General features: G+C 58.2%; 23 protein-coding genes and 1 tRNA gene. 11 read left to right on the top strand and 13 right to left on the bottom strand.

Annotated elements, in window-relative coordinates; genetic code table 11:
* Positions 1–223: 223 nt before the first annotated feature.
* The 4 genes from AC1DCP_RS23425 to AC1DCP_RS23410 all read left to right on the top strand — a co-directional run bounded on the left by AC1DCP_RS23425 (position 224) and on the right by AC1DCP_RS23410 (position 5,204).
* The gene (locus AC1DCP_RS23425; RefSeq protein ID WP_013636459.1) at positions 224–1,207 is read left to right on the top strand and encodes an ABC transporter substrate-binding protein; all 984 of its coding nucleotides are present in this window, start codon (positions 224–226) and stop codon (positions 1,205–1,207) included.
* A 9-nt stretch (positions 1,208–1,216) separates the two neighbouring features.
* The gene (locus AC1DCP_RS23420; RefSeq protein ID WP_476774686.1) at positions 1,217–2,911 is read left to right on the top strand and encodes an ABC transporter permease; all 1,695 of its coding nucleotides are present in this window, start codon (positions 1,217–1,219) and stop codon (positions 2,909–2,911) included.
* Positions 2,899–3,927 carry an ABC transporter ATP-binding protein gene (locus AC1DCP_RS23415; RefSeq protein WP_013636457.1) on the top strand — a complete coding sequence of 343 codons (1,029 nt, stop codon included), beginning with the start codon at positions 2,899–2,901 and terminating at the stop codon, positions 3,925–3,927. The genes AC1DCP_RS23420 and AC1DCP_RS23415 overlap by 13 nt, the downstream gene beginning before the upstream one ends.
* Before the next feature lie 167 nt (positions 3,928–4,094).
* Positions 4,095–5,204 carry an endonuclease/exonuclease/phosphatase family protein gene (locus AC1DCP_RS23410; RefSeq protein WP_013636456.1) on the top strand — a complete coding sequence of 370 codons (1,110 nt, stop codon included), beginning with the start codon at positions 4,095–4,097 and terminating at the stop codon, positions 5,202–5,204.
* An 18-nt stretch (positions 5,205–5,222) separates the two neighbouring features.
* On the opposite strand, the gene AC1DCP_RS23405 is transcribed toward AC1DCP_RS23410, so the two are convergent.
* Entirely contained in the window at positions 5,223–6,962 is a 1,740-nt protein-coding gene (locus AC1DCP_RS23405) for a GGDEF domain-containing protein (RefSeq protein WP_065687211.1), read from the bottom strand.
* 207 nt (positions 6,963–7,169) lie between these two features.
* On the opposite strand from AC1DCP_RS23405, the gene AC1DCP_RS23400 reads away from it, so the two are divergent.
* The 7 genes from AC1DCP_RS23400 to AC1DCP_RS23370 all read left to right on the top strand — a co-directional run bounded on the left by AC1DCP_RS23400 (position 7,170) and on the right by AC1DCP_RS23370 (position 9,984).
* Positions 7,170–7,245, top strand: a tRNA-Thr gene (locus AC1DCP_RS23400).
* A 196-nt stretch (positions 7,246–7,441) separates the two neighbouring features.
* On the top strand, positions 7,442–7,708 hold the full coding sequence (locus tag AC1DCP_RS23395; RefSeq protein WP_476774685.1) for a hypothetical protein: 267 nt from the start codon (positions 7,442–7,444) through the stop codon (positions 7,706–7,708).
* 17 nt (positions 7,709–7,725) lie between these two features.
* The gene (locus AC1DCP_RS23390) at positions 7,726–7,923 is read left to right on the top strand and encodes a hypothetical protein (protein ID WP_139104348.1); all 198 of its coding nucleotides are present in this window, start codon (positions 7,726–7,728) and stop codon (positions 7,921–7,923) included.
* 18 nt (positions 7,924–7,941) lie between these two features.
* On the top strand, positions 7,942–8,445 hold the full coding sequence (locus AC1DCP_RS23385; RefSeq protein WP_476774684.1) for a hypothetical protein: 504 nt from the start codon (positions 7,942–7,944) through the stop codon (positions 8,443–8,445).
* A 195-nt stretch (positions 8,446–8,640) separates the two neighbouring features.
* Entirely contained in the window at positions 8,641–8,901 is a 261-nt protein-coding gene (locus AC1DCP_RS23380) for a hypothetical protein (protein WP_065687940.1), read from the top strand.
* A gap of 2 nt (positions 8,902–8,903) precedes the next feature.
* Positions 8,904–9,218 carry a hypothetical protein gene (locus tag AC1DCP_RS23375; RefSeq protein WP_065687941.1) on the top strand — a complete coding sequence of 105 codons (315 nt, stop codon included), beginning with the start codon at positions 8,904–8,906 and terminating at the stop codon, positions 9,216–9,218.
* Positions 9,219–9,237: 19 nt separating this feature from the next.
* Positions 9,238–9,984: a DUF4145 domain-containing protein gene (locus AC1DCP_RS23370; protein ID WP_476774683.1), complete on the top strand. Its 747-nt coding sequence runs from the start codon at positions 9,238–9,240 to the stop codon at positions 9,982–9,984.
* Positions 9,985–10,895: 911 nt separating this feature from the next.
* On the opposite strand, the gene AC1DCP_RS23365 is transcribed toward AC1DCP_RS23370, so the two are convergent.
* The 12 genes from AC1DCP_RS23365 to AC1DCP_RS23310 all read right to left on the bottom strand — a co-directional run bounded on the left by AC1DCP_RS23365 (position 10,896) and on the right by AC1DCP_RS23310 (position 19,846).
* A complete protein-coding gene (locus tag AC1DCP_RS23365) occupies positions 10,896–11,261 on the bottom strand; it encodes a phage tail assembly chaperone (RefSeq protein ID WP_476774682.1) in 366 nt (121 codons plus the stop codon).
* Entirely contained in the window at positions 11,258–13,288 is a 2,031-nt protein-coding gene (locus tag AC1DCP_RS23360; protein WP_476774681.1) for a hypothetical protein, read from the bottom strand. Before AC1DCP_RS23360 ends, AC1DCP_RS23365 begins: the two co-directional genes overlap by 4 nt.
* A gap of 10 nt (positions 13,289–13,298) precedes the next feature.
* The gene (locus AC1DCP_RS23355) at positions 13,299–14,927 is read right to left on the bottom strand and encodes a terminase large subunit (protein WP_476774680.1); all 1,629 of its coding nucleotides are present in this window, start codon (positions 14,925–14,927) and stop codon (positions 13,299–13,301) included.
* Complete coding sequence (locus AC1DCP_RS23350; RefSeq protein ID WP_476774679.1) at positions 14,911–15,327, bottom strand: phage terminase small subunit P27 family; 417 nt, start codon at positions 15,325–15,327, stop codon at positions 14,911–14,913. Before AC1DCP_RS23350 ends, AC1DCP_RS23355 begins: the two co-directional genes overlap by 17 nt.
* Positions 15,324–15,641 (bottom strand): phage head closure protein, encoded by a 318-nt coding sequence (locus AC1DCP_RS23345; RefSeq protein ID WP_476774678.1) that lies wholly within the window; start codon positions 15,639–15,641, stop codon positions 15,324–15,326. Before AC1DCP_RS23345 ends, AC1DCP_RS23350 begins: the two co-directional genes overlap by 4 nt.
* Positions 15,641–16,054, bottom strand: a complete 414-nt coding sequence (locus AC1DCP_RS23340; RefSeq protein ID WP_476774677.1) for a DUF3168 domain-containing protein — start codon at positions 16,052–16,054, stop codon at positions 15,641–15,643. The genes AC1DCP_RS23345 and AC1DCP_RS23340 overlap by 1 nt, the downstream gene beginning before the upstream one ends.
* The gene (locus AC1DCP_RS23335; RefSeq protein ID WP_476774676.1) at positions 16,051–16,470 is read right to left on the bottom strand and encodes an HK97-gp10 family putative phage morphogenesis protein; all 420 of its coding nucleotides are present in this window, start codon (positions 16,468–16,470) and stop codon (positions 16,051–16,053) included. The genes AC1DCP_RS23340 and AC1DCP_RS23335 overlap by 4 nt, the downstream gene beginning before the upstream one ends.
* Positions 16,463–16,780 (bottom strand): head-tail connector protein, encoded by a 318-nt coding sequence (locus AC1DCP_RS23330; protein WP_476774675.1) that lies wholly within the window; start codon positions 16,778–16,780, stop codon positions 16,463–16,465. The genes AC1DCP_RS23335 and AC1DCP_RS23330 overlap by 8 nt, the downstream gene beginning before the upstream one ends.
* Before the next feature lie 118 nt (positions 16,781–16,898).
* On the bottom strand, positions 16,899–17,384 hold the full coding sequence (locus AC1DCP_RS23325) for a hypothetical protein (protein WP_476774674.1): 486 nt from the start codon (positions 17,382–17,384) through the stop codon (positions 16,899–16,901).
* Between the two features lie 355 nt (positions 17,385–17,739).
* Positions 17,740–18,120, bottom strand: a complete 381-nt coding sequence (locus AC1DCP_RS23320; protein WP_476774673.1) for a hypothetical protein — start codon at positions 18,118–18,120, stop codon at positions 17,740–17,742.
* Positions 18,121–18,146: 26 nt separating this feature from the next.
* Positions 18,147–19,301, bottom strand: a complete 1,155-nt coding sequence (locus AC1DCP_RS23315) for a phage major capsid protein (protein WP_476774672.1) — start codon at positions 19,299–19,301, stop codon at positions 18,147–18,149.
* Positions 19,302–19,303: 2 nt separating this feature from the next.
* Complete coding sequence (locus tag AC1DCP_RS23310; RefSeq protein ID WP_476774671.1) at positions 19,304–19,846, bottom strand: HK97 family phage prohead protease; 543 nt, start codon at positions 19,844–19,846, stop codon at positions 19,304–19,306.
* Between the last annotated feature and the right edge of the window lie 60 nt (positions 19,847–19,906).

Genomic DNA, 19,906 nt, shown 5'->3' with positions numbered 1-19,906 from the left:
GCAAGGCGCTCTTTCGTCACTTCATTCTCGAACGTTGAGATGGGCGAGACCTCGCCACGGATCGATCTCCCCCCTTGGGGGGAGATGCCCGGCAGGGCAGAGGGGGGTAGGCCCCGGTCTCCACCTTGGCCACCGAGATCACCCCCCCCTAAAATCCTGCCTGTCACATACATGTTATGCAATCATGTTTTAGCGGTCCCACGAAACAACAGGGACTGGACCTATGAAAACGCTGCTTTCCGCTTTTACCGCCATCGTATCGCTCGGCTTCATCGCCACCGCTGCCAATGCTGCCGATCTGGTGCTTTATACCAGCCAGCCGAACGAGGACGCGCAGGCGACCGTTGATGGTTTCAAGGCCGCCAATCCCGGTATCGAAGTCGAATGGGTGCGTGATGGAACGCCGAAGATCATGGCCAAGCTGATGGCTGAGATCAGCGCCGGCAATCCGGTTGCCGACGTGCTCTTGATCGCCGACACCGTCACACTCGAGCGCATGAAGCAGGCTGGCCAGCTTATGGCCCACAAGTCCCCGGAAGCTAAGAACATCGACGCCTCGCTCTACGATGCGGACGGCTATTATTATTCCACCAAGCTCATCACCACCGGCATCATGTATAACACTGCCGCTGCGATGAAGCCGACGAGCTGGAAGGATCTTGCCAAGGCGGAAGCCAAGGGTCTCGTGACCATGCCGAGCCCGCTGACCTCTGGTGCAGCGTTGATCCACGCGCAGACGCTGGCCGCTGCCAACGGCCTCGGCTGGGACTATTACAAGCAGCTGAAGGCCAATGAAGCCATTTCCGGCGGCGGTAACGGCGCGGTGCTGAAGTCGGTTGCATCAGGTGAGAAGGCTTACGGCGTTGTCGTCGACTACATGCCGATCCGCGAAAAGGCCAAGGGCGCCCCGGTGGAGTTCGTCTTCCCCGAAGAGGGCGTTTCGGCCGTGACCGAACCGGTCGCGATCCTCAAGGGTACCAAGCATGAGGAAGCCGCTAAGAAGTTCGTCGACTACGTGCTTTCCGAAAAGGGCCAGCAGGGCTTCGTCAAGCTCGGCTACATCCCCGCGCGCGCTGACGCTGGCATGCCGGAAGGTTTCCCCGCCCGCGACAAGCTCAAGGTCCTGCCGCTAAACGCCGCGGACGCGCTGAAGAACTCAGAGCAGGATCTGAAGACCTTCTCCGATATTTTCGGCTCCAAGGGCTGATATAGCGGCATGTCCCGATCAAGTGCCTATGGAAACAGCCAGCCGCGCTGGCTGTTTCCTTTTGTGGTGAGCGTCGTTTTTGCGCTCAGCGCCCTGCCGCTCGGGCGGCTCGCCTATACCGGCATTGTTTCGTCACTCAACGGTGACATATGGCGATTGCTGGCTGATCCCGCCCTTTGGGATGCGGCGCTGAACACGCTGTCCACCTCTTTTTTCGGCATGCTGATTTCACTCATGATCGGCGGGGGCTTCGCGCTGGCGCTGACGCTTTGCGACATACGCGGCAAGTCGATCTTAAGCTTCCTCTTCATGCTGCCGATGATGATCCCGCCGCAGGTGACGGCGCTGTCGTGGATCGGCATGACCGGCCCGTCGAGCACGCTTTTAAAGGCCATCGGCCTTGCGCCGCCCATGGGCTCGCCGCAGCCGCTCTATTCCATTGCCGGTATCGCGCTTTTGCTCGGCGTGCAGCATGCGCCGCTTGTCTATCTGTCGCTGCGCGCCGGCCTGCTCGCTTTGCCGCAGGATGGCATCGAGGCGGCCAAGCTTTCCGGTGCCTCGCCTCGCCGCGTGCTGTTCGATATCATCCTGCCGCTTTCGACGCCGGGATTGATCGCCGGGGCGGCGATCTCGTTTGTGTCCAATGTCGGCAATTTCGGTATTCCGGCGATCCTCGGTATTCCGGCCTCGATCTTCACCCTGCCGACGCTGATCTACAGCCGCTTCGCCAGTTTTGGTGCGAGCACCTTCGGCGATATCGCCATTCTCTCGACCATGGTCGCCATCATCTCCGTGGCCGGTCTTGCGCTGCAAGAGCGGGCAATGAAGGGCAGGGACTATCGCATCATCGGTCTTTCCGGCAAGGCCGCGACTTTCAAGCTGTCGCGCTGGCGTGTAGTTGCTGAGCTTGTCCTTTGGCTCGTGCTATTCTTCATGCTGGTCGCACCACTTGCTGCGCTGGTGGCAAGCTCGCTTGCCCCCGCCTATGGCGTGCCGCTCAGTCTCAAGACCGTGACGATGCACGCCTATGAGGAGCTGCTCTACCGGCAGAGCGTGACCCGCACAGCCTTCCGCAACTCGCTGTTTCTGGCGACGGTCACATCCCTTTGCCTGCTTGCGGTGACGGTGTTGACCGCCTATTTCCTGGTGCGCGGCAAAAGCCGCTTCATGTTCCTGCTGTCGGCGCTGGTGGATATTCCCTATGCGCTGCCGGGTGTGGTGATTTCCGTATCCTTCGTCCTGTTGTTCGCGGCCCCCATTCCGCTGCTCGGCATCACGCTTTACGGCACGATCTGGATCATTCTGCTCGCCTATTTTTCCTCCTTTTTCGCCGTCAGCCTCAAACCGATGGTCAGCGCCTTCCTGCAATTCGATCCGTCGCTGGAAGAGGCGGCAAGGCTTTCGGGCGCCGGTTTCTGGCGGCGGTTGAAGGACATCATCCTGCCGCTGGTCGGGCCTGCGGCTGGCGCTTCCGTCATCCTCGTTTTCCTGATCGCCTGCAATGAACTGACGGTTTCGGCGCTCCTTTGGTCCGCCGGCACGCAGACGCTCGGTGTGCTCATCTATAACCTCGATGACAGCGGCAGCTTCGATCTTGCCTCCGCACTTTCGGTGCTTGTCGTCATCATGGTGATTTTCCTCATGCTGCTGCTCGAAATTCTGGGGCGCTATCTGCCGAAAGGAGTGGTACCTTGGCGAAACTGATCCTCAATCGTCTGACGAAAAGCTTTGGAGCCGGGTCGAAACCCGCCGTTGACGACGTCTCGCTCACGGTGCGTGAGGGAGGTTTCCTCGCGCTGCTCGGGCCGTCCGGCTGCGGCAAGACGACGGTGTTGCGCATGATCGCCGGTTTCGAGCAACCGACCGATGGCTCCATCCTGCTCGGCGAGCGGGTGCTGGCCGATGCAGGCAGCATGGTGCCGCCGGAGCGGCGCAACATGGCGATGGTGTTCCAGTCCTATGCGCTCTGGCCGCACATGTCGGTTGCCGACAATGCCGGCTATCCCCTGAAAGTTCGCGGCATTTCCGGTGAAAAATATCGCGAGAAGGTGGCCCAAGCGCTGGCAGCCGTACGCCTTGAAGGCTTTGCGGACCGCCGTCCCGCCGAGCTTTCCGGTGGCCAGCGGCAGCGCGTGGCGCTGGCTCGCTGCCTCGTCACCGAACCCGATGTCGTGCTGCTCGACGAGCCGCTCGCCAATCTCGACAGACATTTGCGGCAGGAGATGGAGGAGACCTTTCGCGAGTTCCACATCCGCTCCGGCGCGACGATGATCTATGTTACCCACGATCAGGCGGAAGCCATGGCGCTGGCAACCGATGTCGCCGTGATGTCTCAGGGCAAGCTGCTTCAGGTCGCGCCGCCCGCCGAGCTTTATGCACGACCCGAGGGGCGTCTTGTCGGCTCGCTGGTGGGGCAGGGCGCCATTCTCTCCGTGCCGATGCCGGAAGGTTCTTCGCGGGATATTGACTGGGACGCGCTCCGCACAGCGATGGATAACGGTGGGCAATTACCACGGGCGGATATTCTCGTGCGGCCGCAGGACGTGGTGCGGGATGCGGATGGAATCACCTGCACCGTGACCTCGGTTCTCTACGAGGGCGAGCGTTATGCCTTGCGTCTCGACCTGCCGGACGGGCAGGCGCTTCGGGCTTATTCTCGAGAATCGGTTGCGGTCGGTGACCGGTTGCCGGTTGCGATTCGTGCGGCGTGGCGTCTTTAGCATTTGCTTGCACCCTCATCCCTGTGACGGGCACAGGAATGAGGGTGGGGAATATCCCGGCACATAAAATCCGACATCGTGAATAGGGAAATCTGATCGACGCGACAGGCCACTGGCGAGACCGAACGGGAGCGGCTAAGCTCCCATTCCAGCAACAGGAATGAAACATGTCGCTTCGGCTCGCCACCTTCAATATCGAAAATCTTCTCACCCGTTTCGACTTTACCGGTTTTCGCAACCAGACGCGGCGCGACAGGGCGATCCAGCTTTTCGATATCAGGGACGAGGCGACCTACCAGGCGCTGGAAAGTGCGCGGGCAGTCTCTTCCACAGACGATACGCGGCAACTTTCGGCGCTGGCCATTGCGGATGCGGATGCCGATATTCTCTGCCTGCAGGAAGTCGACAACATGGCGGCCCTGCAGGCTTTCGAATATGGCTATCTCTACCGCATGGTCGGCAACGGCTATCTGCAGAAATATCTGGTCGAGGGCAATGACAGCCGCGGCATCGATGTCGCGGTCGTCATGCGCGAGCAGACCCGAGACGGCGACAAGATCGAGGTCATCGACATCAAGAGCCACGCTGCGCTAACCTACCGCAATCTCGATCTCTTCAATCCCGCACTTGCCGCGACCAACCAGATAGACGACAAGATTTTCAAACGCGATTGTCTGGAAATCGATCTGAGGGTCGGCGGCAAACCGCTGACGCTTTACGTCACGCATTTCAAATCCATGACCAATGCCCGTGACGCCATAGATGCCCGGCTCGCGACCATGCCGATTCGCGAGGCGGAAGCCATGGCCGTTCGCCGCATCATCGAAAACCGCTGGGGCGCAAACAATACCCGCAACAAGAATTTTGCCATCTGCGGCGACATGAATGATTATCAGGAACGCATTTCGATTTCCGGCGACCGGCGCAGCGGCTACAGCTTTACGCCGGTGGAAGAGGAGCGGAGCGCGCTCGATATCTTCACGGCGGATGATTTTGTGACCAATCCGATGTCGCGCCGTGACGTCATGGATCGCTGGACGCTCTATCATTCGCGCGGGCCACAGGAACAGCATCTCTGCCAGCTCGATTATATCTGGCTTTCCCCACATCTTGCGCACATCAATGCGACAAGGGTTCCCGAAATCATCCGCGCTGGCCAGCCTTACAGGACGGTCTTTCCGCCGGGGCAGGAGGTGGATCGTTATCCGCGCACCGGCTGGGACCGCCCCAAGGCTTCCGACCATTGCCCTGTCGTTATGACGCTCGATCTGATCTGATCTGCCGCTCCGGGCCGCCTAGCCGTTGGCAACCTTGGGGAAGTAGGTCGCCCATACCCGGTTGCGGCCCGCACGCTTGGCCTCATAAAGCCGGTCGTCGGCAATTGCGATCAGCTCGTCCCAGCTGTTGATCGCCCGTGCCTCCTGCCAGACCACGCCGAAACTTGCCGTCAGTGACAGCCCGCTTTGTTCATCAATGATCTGGGCTTCAATCAGCCGGCGCAGGCGGTCGGCGGTGGCGGTCGCCGTCGCGTGGCTGACATCCTGCAACACGACCACGAATTCCTCGCCGCCATAGCGCGCCAGAATATCGTTTTTACGGAGGGCGCCTCTTAAAAGAGTCGCTGTCTTCTGTAGCGCGAGGTCGCCCATGGCATGGCCATAACGGTCGTTGATGGATTTGAAGTGGTCGATGTCGACAATCATCACGCCAAGCGCCTGCAACTGCTCCTCGCCGCTCAATATGGCACGAACGGTCTTTTCCAGCGCACGGCGATTGGACACACCGGTCAAGGCATCTGTTTCTGAAAGCGTGCGTAATTGTTCGGCCAGCGCAGACTGCTGCTTTTCCATTTCTTCCTTCTGGCGAAGCTGCTCGCGCAGGAAATCCAGTTCCTCGAACATTTTCTTCACTTCCGGAGCAGCCTTGTCCTGATACAGGGCTCCTGAAAGATCGCCAGCGGCGATTGCGGCGATCTGCGTCTGGACGGATTGCATGGGGCGGAACAGTGCCGTTCTGTAAACCGATGCAAGCCGCAGCAATACCAGAACCGCGATGAGAGCGAGGAGGAGAGACGTTCCACCATAGATCAACGCCTGTTCCTTGTTCCTTTCTATCCTTGCCCGTGTTTCGGCGAGAATAAGGTCGCGCAACGTGCTCGAGGACCGCATGCCCTTGATGTAGTTTTCGGAGAATTCGCGAATGCTTGGCTGCGCGGACGGCACCACCATCGCAATCGTATTCTGCGCATAGGGAAGTGCCTGGCCGAAATAGAAGATTTCAATATCGCGAAACGCTGCATCGACGCGTGGTGTGGACAGGTAAGCGGCGGTGTAGTTCGTCAGCGACGATTTCAGCAGTGTGAGGCTCTGTATTTCCGTGTCGAATTTGGCGCGGAGGCTAAGCTTGTCCTGCCTGTTCGCCCGCAGGCTCATGACCACGTAGGAACCGAGGCGACCGATCCGGTCCCGCATCACTCCGGCAGTGCCGGTCATGGCGATGTCGATCGCTACATTGGGCGTTACCTTGATGATCGCGCGGGCGGTCTTGCCACGCAGCATGTTGACGCTGTCCGCCGCCTTGAACATCGCAAAAATTGCGTTGGAGATTGCCGTGTAGCTGCGCGCGGATTCCGGAAGTGCAGCAACCTGATCGACCGCTTCTCGGGATTGCGCCAGTTTTCGGCGTGTATCGACCAGCGATTTTGCCAATTCTGGCTGCGCCCTGATTTCCGCGGCAAAAGAGTTTTCGAGTTCCACCAGCTTGTCGTCCGTCGCCTTGCGCGCTGCGGCAAGCTCCTGGACCAGTTTTGCATCAGGGGAAGACGCGCCCATCAAATTATTGGCAGGACCACGCTCGGCCGATACCAGCCATGCGGACTGGAGGGCCGTTTCGAAGCGGCTGAGTTGCTGCGCATTGGTCCGGAAGCGTAAGTAACTGGAAACGCTCGGCAGGGCGGCAAGGGTTGCCAACAAGATGGAACTTACCGCTATGACGATCGTACCGGTTAGTTGGATTTTCTGTATGCTTGCGCGCATGCGATGCGTTATTCCCGGTGGGATGGTTATGAATTATCGCCATTTTAGCTACATCGCGTAAATACTTCGCTTATTTTGCAGGCCTTTTGCCGCGACCTGGTGATTGAAACCCACAGGTACGGTGTGGAAAAGAGGTCTCCCAACGGCGCGCAATCAATTTTTGCTTTACACGAAGTGAGAATCTGATAGTTGGCAAGGCACTGGATTGCCCTTGTAGCTCAGTTGGTAGAGCACCTGATTTGTAATCAGGGGGTCACGAGTTCGAACCTTGTCGGGGGCACCAGTATTTTCAATACATTAGGCGACAAAAGAGTGTAGCTTATCTGGTGTTTGGAAACTCCGGGTAACGTCACGGGTAACAGTCCGCTCTGCGTGTCACCCTAACTTTATCCACAATGTATTAGACCCCTCCTTTAGAGCCGCTTCACACGCGAATAATTCCGTGGCCTACTCGTCAAAGACGAGCAGGAGGAATCGGCATGGACATCAGCGAATTTCAGGATGACGGCAACATTGCCGCTATTGCACAGGAATGGGGCGTAGACGCCGAGCTGCTCGAGGAGCTCGAGGGGCAATGGGAGATACACGAGACGACGACCAGCGACGGCATGGTTGTTGCCTATTATGTCCAGTTTGACCGAGAGGTTGAGCGCGAATTGCTTGACGCCCTGGCAGTGCCCGCTGGCCAATATTCCCGCGAGCTGTCGCTCAATTTTAACGATCAGCCCGAACCTGATTACGAATGAAGGAGCGGAAGCTCGACATGGCGCTAGAAACCGTACGGCGCTGGTACCGGGGTGCTTATGTACCTCCAGATGAACACCCCGGAATATTCATGCTTGGCTATCACAAGCGCCATTGGACCGCTGAACTGCTGCACACGATTGTGGAGTTCTACCTCAAGCACTGGCAATGGGTCATTGCGACTGTAATTGCGATAGTCGGGCTGCTTCTAATGTGAGGTTAAAAGCGCAACCACATGGGCACAACAGAACTCCTTACAACAGTAGCAGCATTTGCATCGCTGGCAGTATCCGTATTCGTGGCGGGTTGGACAGTTTATAGAGACGTTGTTCAAAAGCCTCGATTTAAGGTCACAATGGCAGTCAAAAGCATTGTGCGACACAAGCAGCCGAAAATCGGCCCTGACTTCTATGTCGAAGCATTGAACATGGGTCCGATACCAAATCGGATCGGATTAGTTTTTCTGCGGCACGGGTGGATCGCCAGGCGGTTCGGAAAAAAGTTATCCGCCTTTGTGATGTCCGATCATAGCCACTTGGCCCATTCAGCGAACTCGCAGAAAGTAGATGTTGGCGATACCGCAACATTCGTCTTTCCTCTCGATGGTGATTTTGTAAAAGAGGGATTCGTTCAGCTTGGCGTTACCGACGGTTTCGGCAGGACGCACTGGTGTACCAAAAAAGAGTACAAGAGAGCCATGAAGCAAGTGGTTGAGTCTATAGCTCGCGGCGTCTCTTAACCCTCCACCTCAAAGTAGGACCTCAACCGGATCTCATTTCACATACCGTACCCTCCAGCCGTCCACGCGTCATCAACTCGACCCGCTGCAAATGTGACGGCGCCGCACACATCATTAAGTGGAATTCCCGCAAGAATCATTGCAACGTAAGATGTAGTCTGCCACTCTTGAGAAATTCGGGTGTGGGGACATCAAATGGAAATTTTGATCATTGCCGTTCTGATCGGCTTGATACCAGCGTCGATCGCGAGATCGAAAGGCTATTCATTTTTGGGCTGGTGGCTCTATGGAGCCGCGCTTTTCATCGTAGCCTTGCCACACTCACTTCTGATCCGTGAGGACAAGAGCAGCGTCGAAGCAAATGCGGTGAAAAGCGGCATGAAGAAGTGCGGTCACTGCGCGGAGATGATCAAGGCGGAAGCTAAGATCTGCCGTTACTGCCATCAGGCGGTGTGAGCATGACGCGTAAATATTGGCTGCCGGCCCTGATTTCCTGCGCTGTGCTCATGGTCCTTTTTATTTGGATCGCTGGCGTCCGCATCTTCGTCGTCCAGCCCATCGGAGCACTGCCCAAAGGGGTGACCGCTGTCGTTATCAACATTCGCGGGCTTAATTTCATCGATAGTCCCGACGCTTTCTGTTCAAGAAATGGAAGCCCCAATCTCCTTTGCAGGGGAATGGCAATTGGCCGGGTCGCAAAAGAAGGAAAGATCCTTTTGCGGCTTCCGTACAGCAAAATCCTTTACCACCTTTCAGGCGCTCCAGATTACTAACTTAGAGACAGACTAGGCGATGAGTGAAGTACCCGAAATCACAAAAGCGTTCTGCTCGAACTGTCGAGGAGATCGCAACTGCTATGTCAAAGGCCTTCACGATGAAAGTGGAGATGACGCGGACGGACAATATCAGTGGTACAGGCGGTGGCACATTCTGCAGTGTTGTGGGTGTGATGATAGCTTTGTGCAAACCACTTTCACGGATTCTGAAACATACGAGCATGACGAATACGGAGATATTTACTCCATTCCGACTGTCGAACGCTGGCCTGCGAAATCGAAGCGACAATCCCCCGAGTGGTTCAACTACGGTATCAACCCATCTACAACAGACTCATATGAGCTCAATTCTGCGTTGCGAGAGCTATACGGCGCTCTTGATAACGACCTAAGTGTTTTGTCGGCTATCGGCGTCAGAACTGTGTTCGATATCGCTTCCGAGCTTTTGGGGGTAGCAAGTAGCCTTCCCTTCGTGAAAAAGCTCGAGAAACTAGCCGAAGGAAATCACATCACAGAGGGCGACAAGGAGCACCTCGAGGTTCTCATTGAAGCTGGGAGCGCTGCCGCTCACCGTGGCTTTAGGCCCAGCCCGTCCGACCTCGATGTGTTGATGAGCACTCTAGAAAATTTCCTCTACTCTTCTTTCGTTTTACCTGCGAAGCAGGCGGCTCACGCGAAGAAAGTGGATAAAGTTAAGAAAAATGTTCCCGCTAGACCCCCGAAAGCACCCAAGTCTACCAAGGATCAAAAAACCGAAAATTGAATCTCTGAGCTGTTAGGCAGCACGTCGAAACCAACCGTCGAAAACAGCGACGGTGAGAGGCTGCGGGAGCGCTATGACAGCTGCAGTTTTCCTCCTCACCTTCAAGGCATGTTTCTTGCAGTCTACGGAGCAATACATCGCCTTGCTGATTTTGGCCACGAAGGGCATTCCGCAGCAGACGCACTGCTTTTCAATCCGAGCGGTCTGATAGCGGTGCGCTGCTCCGCATCTCATGGAACAGTGTTGGTTGGTGGGTTTATGCGGCTTGAATTCTGTTCCGCAGTGGAGACATGGCTTAACGGGAAGCGTGGTCATGGATATGTTCCGACACCGGCGAGTGCAAAACATCTGATCGGAACCCTCCCTGATAGGTTGGTAGGACGCTTGGCACTGTATGCACTCCCGTGGCTTCGTCTTCGCTTGGTAGAGTATGCGATAAGCTGCTCGGCCCACACTGTCTTTAAAGGGCTGCGTCCCATAGCTGCGATACTTCAGCGCCGCAGTAGCGCATGCGACTCCGCAAAACCGCTCTCGCCTGTCGATCTGGAACTGCGCAAGGGGCCCTTTGCAAAAGTTGCACGCTTCGATCGGAGCCGTATATTCCGGCTGTCCTTCCGCCCATGACGGCCGCGCGCCCTTCGCCAGTTTCTGAAAAGCCGCCGTGATCAACGCAGCAGACTCAACGTCAGATGCAGTCCAATCATGGCCTGCAATGCACAGAGCTGATCGCAGGCCGGCACGTGTCGAGCCCTCGTTCTCCCACGCGCTGAAGCGAAAGTCATCGAGAATCTCCATGACCTGCAGAATGACGTGCTTTCGGCGCTCGCCTTTGACTATCTGTCGAGGCTTGTGCTTGTCTCGAAGACGGGAGTTTCTGGCATCGACATATTGCGACAAATAGACCATTTGCATCACCCGAACATTGAATCTACCAACCCCGCAGTTATCGGCGCGGAGGAGATTGATGGCAGCGTTTTCACGCCCTCAGGCGCTTCGTTCTTAGGGCGGGACTGGCACTCCAGATATGTGCGATCCAATGCCCGCAGAATTGCAACATGGCGCGGCTCGATCGGCCAGCGCGTCAACTGCGCATAAGCGAGAATCTCGGAGTGGCTGATCGGATTGGGACCGGCCGCGTGGTATGTGCGCGCCTGGTGCAGGTCGATGAACCAGCGAAAGAGCAGATCGCCGCCGGCAGGAATGCGCGGCAGGGTCGGTGCCTTCGCTTCCAGTTGCCGTTTCAGATCGCCGCACAGCAGCTCACGCAGGTTGCTCATCTCGGGCTACCGTTCATGTAAAGCTCGTTCTTGTGAGCATTGTTTTTCTGCACCAGCTTTATGCTCTGACTTTGCGCCTGCTGAAGGATCTGGCCAATGAGCTCCGGCGAGAGACTGATCGTGATCTCGCTCGTGCCTCCGGGCGTTGACTGACCGCTGGTGCCGCCACTGTCGCTGACCGAGACACCGAGGCGGCCGCTGGAGTCACGGGCTAGCGGCATGATGGCTTCAGGGCCAGCCTCGCCCATCAATCCAGCGCCCTTGGCGAAGGCGAATGTCGTTGGCTGGTTGACGATCTGGTTCGAGAAACCGTTGATGCCAGTGGCGAATGCACCGCCCTTGGCAAAGGGTCGTGTTGCTGGAACCGGTGCGACTTTCGGCAGGGCAGCAAAGCCACCGTTGCCACCGCCGAGCAGCCCGCTGAAGATCGAGGAAAGCAACCCACCGCCGCTACCGCCGGCAGCACCGTTCACCTTGAAAAGCGCGTCCAATACGTCGTCAATCAAGGTATCGGCAATGCGTTTCAAGCTGTTGACGGCGACGTCGCCAAGCGCTTCCCAGAAGCTCTTTCCTCTTTCGATAGCACCGAACAAGTCGTCCAGTCCGGCTTTGGTTAGATCGCGGTAGAGGAGCATCTGCTCGTCGGCATTTCGCCGTGCTTCTTGCTCTTGGTAGATGGCCTCATTCAGCGAAATGATCTTGTTCCGCTCTTCGTCTGTAGCGGCCGCGCCTGCCTTCCTGGAGGCCGCCGAGGCGCGTTTGGCTGCATCCGACAGGTTTACGACGCGGAGCTCTTCCTCGAGCTCGGCGATCAATTCCTCAACGGCTTTCCGCTCGCGCTCAGCCTGCGTGACCGACGCGGATCGCGACTTCTTCGCGGGCGTTTCGGGCGGCGCCTTGTACGCTGGCGGTGTCCATCCACCTGAGGATTTCGGAACGAAGTTCATCACCTCCGGCCGGTTCTCCAACTCTTTGATCAGGACGTTCTCCTGCTCATCGAGCTGCCGCATTCTGATTTCGTGCGTCCCCTTAGCCTTGGCGCGCTGGCGGTCATTCAGGCGGCTGTCTGCGGAGTCGATATCCGCGATCGCTTTCGCAACCGCCTGTTTCTGAGACATTATGTCATTGATGTTGCTTTGGATTGTGGAGGAGCGTCGTTTGTCGACGGCGCGCAGGGACTCCAAAAAATCCACCATGGAATCAACAACGCTGACGATGGCCGATTTGAGGGTGTTGCCCACGGTGCTGGAGATTGCATTGAACTGGCGGTCAATCTCCTGCGCCTTCACGATGACATCGTCGGACAGAACGTGACCGAAATCGTTAGCCGCCTTGATCTGGGCGCGGATGCCGGCTTCCCCTTGCTGGAGTAGGGAAACCATGCGCTCGCCGCCGGTACCGCCGAAGAGCTCATCGAAGATGCGGATACCGGCGGCCGTGTCCTTCAGCATCCGGGTCCGCTCGATCAGAAGCAACATCAGTTCCGTGGGGTCTTTGAGCTTCGTCTTGACCTCTTCAGGGGTCAGTCCGAGACGCTGGAACGCTTCGGCCGCGCTGCCCTTGCCGGTAACGGCAAACTCATCGGCGCGCAACTGCAATTCCTTGAGGCCATCCGTGATCGCATCGACGGGGATTCGCGCCTGCTCGGCAACATATTTCCATTCTTGAAAAGCCTTGGACGACAGGCCAGCCATGCGCGCCTGATCGCCCAGTTCGGCAACCGACGCGGTCACCTGCTTCACGGAACTCAGGACACCGGCTATGCCGGCACCGATGACGGTGCCGATCAGTCCGCCGGCAAAAGCTTTGCCGACGCCGCCGATCGACGTGCCGACCGTGGCCATCGCTTGGTTGATCCGGGTGGATGAACGCTTGGCGTGCTCCTCCATTTCCGACGTCGCGCGCTTCGAAGACTGGGACATTCGGCGGAATTCTCGCTCCGTCGTGCCCGAGGCCTTGGCCATGTTCCGTTCGAGGTCTTTAATCCGTGCCTCTAGCAGGATGACCAGGCGTTCTTCATCGTCCATGACGTTCTCCTCAGGCGTAGGCCCAGTTTTCGAGATCATCCATATCGGCCGTCTCGTAAGATGAAATTCCGCTATCACCGGCAGCGCAGCGCGCGACGGCCATGGCGGTGGCCACGGCGCCGTCGATGCGATCTTTGCTTTTGCCTTTGTGGAAAGACCGGTTCCCCGCGGTGTCGGTGCGGATCGCGATGTTATCGAAGTGCCAACGCAGAATCGGATTGCCACCGTGCTGGAATTGCCGGGCGAGTATGGCGCGCTCCAATTCGTTGATTGCCGGCGACATGGAAACCCAGCCCTGCCGGAACTCGACCACGGGCAAACCCTTGTCCTGAAGGTTGTTCAGTGAGTTGCGGGCGAGATGCGGGTCAAAGGCGACTTCGCGGACGTTGAACCGTGCGCAGATTTCCTCGATCTCGGCTTCGACCGCGTGGAAATCCACGACGTTGCCATCTGTGAGAGTTATGAGGCGTTGCTCTTCCCACACGGCATAATTCACGCCGTCCTGGCCTGCCTTGCGGAGAATGTTGTCTTTCGGGAGGAAGAACCACGGATGGACGGCATAACCGCGCTCGCGGTCTCCCCAGGCGGCGACGACGGCGGTTAGGTCGCTGGTGCTGGAAAGGTCGACGCCGAGATAACATGGGGTTTGCTCGGCCTCGAAACGGTCAAGGTCAACATGGCCCTTGCCCTCGTCATAGACTGGCATGGAGACAAACGGAGACGCACTGTAATCCAGCCAGCAGTTCAGATGGAACTGCCGGAAGTTATCTCGGTCGGACGGCCGTTCCTTGGCTTCCCGGGCCATCGTGCGGAGCCCGTCAATGTCGGGATAGCCATCAGCCAATCCCGGATTGACCGCGTGCCACAGGTCTTCGTCTTCCCAGTCGTCGTCGGGGCTGGTTTCAAAGAGGACTGGCAGAAAGCTTGGATCCTCCACGGCACCAGATTGCACCTTGCGGGCATAGGTGAGCAGCTCATACGCGAGGTTTTCTTGGCCTCTGCCGCTCTGCGTGATGACGACCAAAAGAGTATTGGCGACCTTGTTCAGGCCCGTCCGGATGGCAGACCAGTTGCGCCGAGCGTTTTCGCCTTCCCAATTTATGAGTTCGTCAGCCAGGACGAAATTCGGTGTCTTGCCGAGCTTGCCGCGACCTCCAGACGCCAGTGCGCGGAATGTCGCTTTGCTCTTGATATGCTCGAGATAGAAGAGCGACTCGGTCGGCTTCATCGCTGGCTGCAACCATTCGGTTTCATCAACAATGCCGACTGCCTCGTCGTAGGCGATGCGGGCGTCTTCTTCAGCGGAAGCAGCAACCATGGCCTGGCCGCCGGGCACTCGCTCCCATCCGACAGTGTGAAGCAGTGCGAGGCCTGCGCCCATCGTAGTCTTACGTGCGCCACGCGGCAGGAGGATGAAGACCGTCTTCACCTGTCGGCGTTTGTTCGGGTAGCAAGGTCCATAGATGCGGCGGACGATGCGCTCCCAGAAAAGCGGGAGCTCGAAATCGCCGCTTTCGCTCTTTGGATGCTTCAGCCGACGCAGAAAATCGACGGCGCGCTCACCGAAACCGAATGTGTCCTCAATTTCGCTGCCGTCGAAAATCCACTCCGGACGGGTTGCCTTAAACTTCGAGGCCATCGGGCGCGCCTCCGTTCGGCCTATCCTTCGGCGTGAAACCCTGCTTCGAGCGGGCGGCGGGTGTCAGGCCGAGTTCTGCCGACAATCGGGCAACGGTCTCCATTGCCTTCGAGAGCATGCCGGCGGCGGGATTCGGTTTTAACATGCCGTGCGCAGTCTTCACGGTAGGGCTGTGCTCCTGAAGCGACTTCTGACATTCCTGAACCATCCAGCGCGCGACGACGTAGGTTTCCAACACACCGAGTGCGGGAGCGGTCAGGATCTTCCGCTGCACCATATCGGTAGCGATGACGGTCCATTCTGCGACCATGTCCGGGGGAAGAGTTGCGGGCGGTTTGGGAACGCCGCTAAGACCGCCGTCGATAGCTTTGAGATCCGCCTTGCGGCCCCGAGTGCTCATGATGTCACCTTGCGTTCACAGCGCAGCTCCAGACCGACGCGGCGGCCGATCTCCTTCACTTCGCGGATATTGAACTCGCCACCCTGGTACAGGACACGCGACGCGCCGGTGACACCTGGTAGGAAGCGTGTACGAAAGATGACGACGGTCTCATCGCTAGCGCCGCCCGTTAGAAACTCTTCCGTGCTGCTCTGGATGATCTGGGCGCGCAAGGTGGCCACGTCTGTCCATGTCTCGATCGGCGTGCCGTACTCGTTCACGGTGTTGGTGAAGCTCTGGATGGTAATGATCCTGTCGAGTTTTCCTGCACGCATCACACCACCTCCTGAACGAGCGCGTCGACGGTGACGACGGCGTGGCTGGTCTGGCCATCTGGATCGCGTAGGAAACGGGAACCGCGCACCCGGCAATCGGCGCAATGAAAGCCGGGATCAAGCTGCAGATTGACACCATGGATCGCTCTGCGTACAGCGCCAGCGATGCGTTTGCTGATCTCTGTCGATGGCTCTTCGACCCATATGTGCAGATCCATGTAGACCCGTGTCACCGTGCGGGCGATGCTGTCATTTTCGTCAACGCTCTGAGCCTCTCCGATGACGATGGAAGGCCTCGGATTTGGCCTCTCGTTACGGTCCAAGATAGAAGCCGCTGGCACCAAGGCGACGACGTCACCGGACGCAGACAGTCGAGCGCGCAAGGCTTTTTGTAGCGAGAGTTCAGCGCTCATTGGCCACCCCAATTTTTCTTCACCGCCTGCGAAGCAGCGCGCTTGATGCGACCGGTTATCTTCTTGCGAAGCAGTCGGAAGGCTGGCCAGAAGAACGGCTGTGCGGCTGCTTCCTGGGTTCCGTATTCCACGAGGTGAGCGTACCGAACATCCTTGTTTCCGGCCGTTACCGCGACGGCCAGCTCAGGCACCGTGACGCGGCCACCAGGCGTGGAGTATGGCGGCGTGTTCGATCCACCCGGCGTCACCGTGATGCTCTCCTGCAATGCGCCTGTGTCCCGTGGTGCGAGGATGCGCGCTGTCACCGCCAGGTCGTTGCCCGACTTCACCAGTTCCGGCACCATTGCGGCGCGGACGTTCTTCGGGATCATTGCCAGCCGCTGTTTGATCCGACCGATTCCACCATCGTCAGCCAAAGGAATACTCCCTGTATTCGTTGACGATCTGCCAGACGCCGAAGGGCAGTTCCTGGCCGTTCACACCGACAAGGGTTGCTTCCCGGTTTTCGTACCAATGCGCCGCCAATTGACAGACAGCCTCAACCAGCGCCGGCGGAATTTCCTCCTGTCCCGTGCTGCCGTAGCGCTCTTCGATCTTAAATCCTAAAAGGCGTTCGACATGGTTCTGTGCGGCTGCAATCTTGCGTTCGAGCAGCGCATCGTCGTCCATTCCGAGATCCGGCGTCAGGTTCAGCTGCTGTTTCAGCTCCATCAAACTGACGATCATAACGGCCACCTTTTTCGGTTTTAAAAAACTAGAGCTAATTTGCCGCGTTTTCGCAGATGGCTCCCCGCGACGGTCCCCAGGAGCGGTAGGAAGTTCAGAACCACCCCCGGGTATGGGATCACGCTTCAGCGTCGACGCGGACAATGTTGCTGTTCACACCGAGCGATGCGTTGAGCTTCATGACACTGTTGGCCGCATCATACTGTTCGGCCTGGCTCATCACCTTGGCGATGAACAACCGCTGCGACGGCGTGCCGCCCGCTGGCGCGTCGTTCAACACCAACTTGAATTCATAATCATGGATGGTCTTCTCGGCCGCGATGAGAGCCTGCTGACCCGGATCGGCGTAATCGATGCCCATGACGAGCTCCATCGTGCCGGCACTGCGCGGACCTTTGAGAGTGCGCGTGCGAGCTGCATCGATCGACGTGAAGTTCACGGCCTCGGACGTGTCGCCAAGCGAACCGAGAGCTTCAAGCTCCTTGATCTCCTTCCACGTCACCGCATTGGCGGCGCTGAAGTCGGCGAGCACGAAATCGGTGTTCTTCTGTTCCTTGGTCACGCCGATGAACAGTTTTGCACCGGCCGTCGCGAAAATAGTCATGTTCTGTTCCTTTCGGTGCGCCGCTCGTCTGCGGCGTCGATCGCGTTGCAGCGTTGGCAGCCAGGCCGCCAGTTCGTTTCAACCATCCTCAGATCGGGACGGAAGCGGATGGACTTGACGTGGCGAACCAGAACCGCTGGCGCGCCACACTGACAAAGGTCATTGCCGGGTCTGGCGAGATACTCTTTCGACCGCTTGGCCCACTCCTTGTCGTAGCCGCGTGCCGAAGCCGTCGGCCGCTTGGCGTCATGGCGAGCTTTCCGGTCCCGATTGTCGCGCGCCACGCATGGGCAGGTGACCCCAGAAGGGACCACCTTGCCGCACTTGCAAACTCGCGGCGCGCGGACTGGCATCGTCAGGCGACCGGTCGCTCTGCGGCATTCCCCTTGATGGCGATGACGCTTGCGAAGATCGATGTTCCGCTGCCCTTGGTCAGGACAGGGCGCACATACCTCTTGAAGCCGCGATACCCCACCTTGGCGGTGGAGTTGGCCGCCAGGTTGCCGGAGACGGGAGCCTGGTAGTGATCAGCATCCACGTCCGTGAACGTGGTGTTGTCATCGCTTTCCTGAAGCTTCATGGTGAACGCACCAGACGCCGTGCGAACGCCGGTTGTGGCGACGAACGCGACACTGTCGAAGCCCAGCAAATCGATGGATGCACCGTCGGTGCTGGCGACGATGTCGGCCGGAGCAATGCTCTGAACAACACCAATATTGTGAACCAAATCACGCATTTGAAATTCCTTTCTCTTTCCAGCTATTAAGCCGTGGCCATCTTCAGCTTGCGCAGCGCTTCGGTGAGGGTCGGACCACCACCGACGCGACGGCGGGCGTGGAAGCGAACCATGCCCTTTGTCGCTTGCGTGTACGGGTCGCGCAGCACCGACAGGCCGACTCTGTCATAGACCCGGTATGCCTTGCTGAAATCGCCGTAGAAGATCGGGAACGTGCCGTTTGCGACATCGGGCATCGTGTTATCTTCGATGACAGGACGGCCCAACAGCGTGGATGGCTGGCCTGCCTGATAGGATGGCTGCCAGAGGTAATTGCCCTGGCCATCCTTGATGGTTCGAACCTTGCCGAGCGTCGTGCCATTCATCAGCCAGGAGCCGTTGTTCCGGTATGCGGCCGGCAGCGAGTACATCAGGCCGATAAGCTGGTCGGCGCTGATATTGACGGCGTGACCGTTGATGATTTCGGCAATGCCCGCAACCTGCTGGATGCCGAGTGGCTTCTTGGCGCCGTTGCCATTCGAGAATGCCGCGTTCTCCTTGAGGGCGAACTCCTGCGACAGCTCGGAGGCGATTTCGGATTCGACGTTGATGGCCGAGTCCTCGAGAAGGCGAAGCGACACATCGATGAAACACGCAATCTCGTGGATCGGGATTTCAAGCTGGCCGTAAGTCATCGTGGTTTCGTCGCGCTCTTCGTCCTCACCCACCCACGAGGCGGTTGGGCGGCCGGTGAGCTTCGGCAGGATGACGGAACCGGCAGAGGTGGAGCCGACGCGCACGGCCTGGCGGATCGGAGAGATTTCCACGATGCCTTTGATGACTTCCGCCTGGAACTCGCTCGGTGCAAGGTAGCCACCTTTGGTGTCGTCGCCGACGATTAGAGCGCGGGTTTCTTCGACGTCCATACGATTATCACCGAGGCGCAAAAAGTTCGCGAAAGCGCGGCGCTCTAGCGAAATCTCGCCGTTACTGTTGCCGCCTTGGCCACCGGGTCGATTCATCCTGGTTTCGATGTCGGCCATCTGTGTCCGAAGCTCTGCAATGCCGGCTAGCTGCGCTTCGGTACCGGTGCGGAAGTCGGTAAAGCCGGTACGCAATTCTTCGACTGCCTGTGTGGCGGCGGCCAACGGATCATCATCGGGCGTCGAGCGGGTTTCGAGAGGAAGTTTTACGTGCTGCATGATCAGTTTCCTTTTGCTGTGAGGGCGCTTTTTGCCTTCCGGCATGCGTCAACGAAGGCCGCAGCGCCCTCGACAGCGCGGCCAGAACTGCGAACGGAGGTGATGCGGGCACGTCCAGCTGACGGCATGCCAACAATCGAAATCTCGGCGAGATCGATATCGGTGAGTACGCGTACGCCGTTAGCTGCGCGCTTATCGCCGCGCGATCGGAAACCAATAGACAGTCCGTTGAGGGCGCCGGCCCGCAGGAGGTCGTATGCCTCCCGGCCACGCGTCGTGCTGGTGACGATCTTGCCCGATACGGCCAAGCCGGTGGCATCCTCCGAAATGGAAGTCCAGACGCCGATGATTTCGGACTGATTATGACTCCACAGCATGAGCGGGCGTGTGCCGGCAGCTTTATGTTCAGCGAGCGATCGCTTAAAAGCGCCCCGCTGGACCATTTCGTTGTGGGCGTTCCGTTCATCGAAAATGACGGCATGACCGGTGAATTGACCTTCATCGCCAGAAGCGTCGAAGCGGATATTGAGATCAAGGTGATCCATCAACGGCACCTCCGAAGCAGAGCGAGAATTCCGAAAAAACAGATGGCCAGCAAAATCGCG

Source organism: Agrobacterium sp. 10T429 (genome assembly GCF_056393925.1).
This window is presented reverse-complemented; position numbering and strand designations above follow the sequence as displayed.

Coding starts and splice junctions, on each gene's coding strand:
- AC1DCP_RS23425 (WP_013636459.1), top strand. CDS start 224: ATGAAAACGCTGCTTTCCGCTTTTACCGCCATCGTATCGCTCGGCTTC.
- AC1DCP_RS23420 (WP_476774686.1), top strand. CDS start 1,217: ATGTCCCGATCAAGTGCCTATGGAAACAGCCAGCCGCGCTGGCTGTTT.
- AC1DCP_RS23410 (WP_013636456.1), top strand. CDS start 4,095: ATGTCGCTTCGGCTCGCCACCTTCAATATCGAAAATCTTCTCACCCGT.
- AC1DCP_RS23405 (WP_065687211.1), bottom strand. CDS start 6,962: ATGCGCGCAAGCATACAGAAAATCCAACTAACCGGTACGATCGTCATA.
- AC1DCP_RS23395 (WP_476774685.1), top strand. CDS start 7,442: ATGGACATCAGCGAATTTCAGGATGACGGCAACATTGCCGCTATTGCA.
- AC1DCP_RS23390 (WP_139104348.1), top strand. CDS start 7,726: ATGGCGCTAGAAACCGTACGGCGCTGGTACCGGGGTGCTTATGTACCT.
- AC1DCP_RS23385 (WP_476774684.1), top strand. CDS start 7,942: ATGGGCACAACAGAACTCCTTACAACAGTAGCAGCATTTGCATCGCTG.
- AC1DCP_RS23380 (WP_065687940.1), top strand. CDS start 8,641: ATGGAAATTTTGATCATTGCCGTTCTGATCGGCTTGATACCAGCGTCG.
- AC1DCP_RS23375 (WP_065687941.1), top strand. CDS start 8,904: ATGACGCGTAAATATTGGCTGCCGGCCCTGATTTCCTGCGCTGTGCTC.
- AC1DCP_RS23370 (WP_476774683.1), top strand. CDS start 9,238: ATGAGTGAAGTACCCGAAATCACAAAAGCGTTCTGCTCGAACTGTCGA.
- AC1DCP_RS23365 (WP_476774682.1), bottom strand. CDS start 11,261: ATGAGCAACCTGCGTGAGCTGCTGTGCGGCGATCTGAAACGGCAACTG.
- AC1DCP_RS23360 (WP_476774681.1), bottom strand. CDS start 13,288: ATGGACGATGAAGAACGCCTGGTCATCCTGCTAGAGGCACGGATTAAA.
- AC1DCP_RS23355 (WP_476774680.1), bottom strand. CDS start 14,927: ATGGCCTCGAAGTTTAAGGCAACCCGTCCGGAGTGGATTTTCGACGGC.
- AC1DCP_RS23350 (WP_476774679.1), bottom strand. CDS start 15,327: ATGAGCACTCGGGGCCGCAAGGCGGATCTCAAAGCTATCGACGGCGGT.
- AC1DCP_RS23345 (WP_476774678.1), bottom strand. CDS start 15,641: ATGCGTGCAGGAAAACTCGACAGGATCATTACCATCCAGAGCTTCACC.
- AC1DCP_RS23340 (WP_476774677.1), bottom strand. CDS start 16,054: ATGAGCGCTGAACTCTCGCTACAAAAAGCCTTGCGCGCTCGACTGTCT.
- AC1DCP_RS23330 (WP_476774675.1), bottom strand. CDS start 16,780: ATGATCGTCAGTTTGATGGAGCTGAAACAGCAGCTGAACCTGACGCCG.
- AC1DCP_RS23325 (WP_476774674.1), bottom strand. CDS start 17,384: ATGACTATTTTCGCGACGGCCGGTGCAAAACTGTTCATCGGCGTGACC.
- AC1DCP_RS23320 (WP_476774673.1), bottom strand. CDS start 18,120: ATGCGTGATTTGGTTCACAATATTGGTGTTGTTCAGAGCATTGCTCCG.
- AC1DCP_RS23315 (WP_476774672.1), bottom strand. CDS start 19,301: ATGCAGCACGTAAAACTTCCTCTCGAAACCCGCTCGACGCCCGATGAT.
- AC1DCP_RS23310 (WP_476774671.1), bottom strand. CDS start 19,846: ATGGATCACCTTGATCTCAATATCCGCTTCGACGCTTCTGGCGATGAA.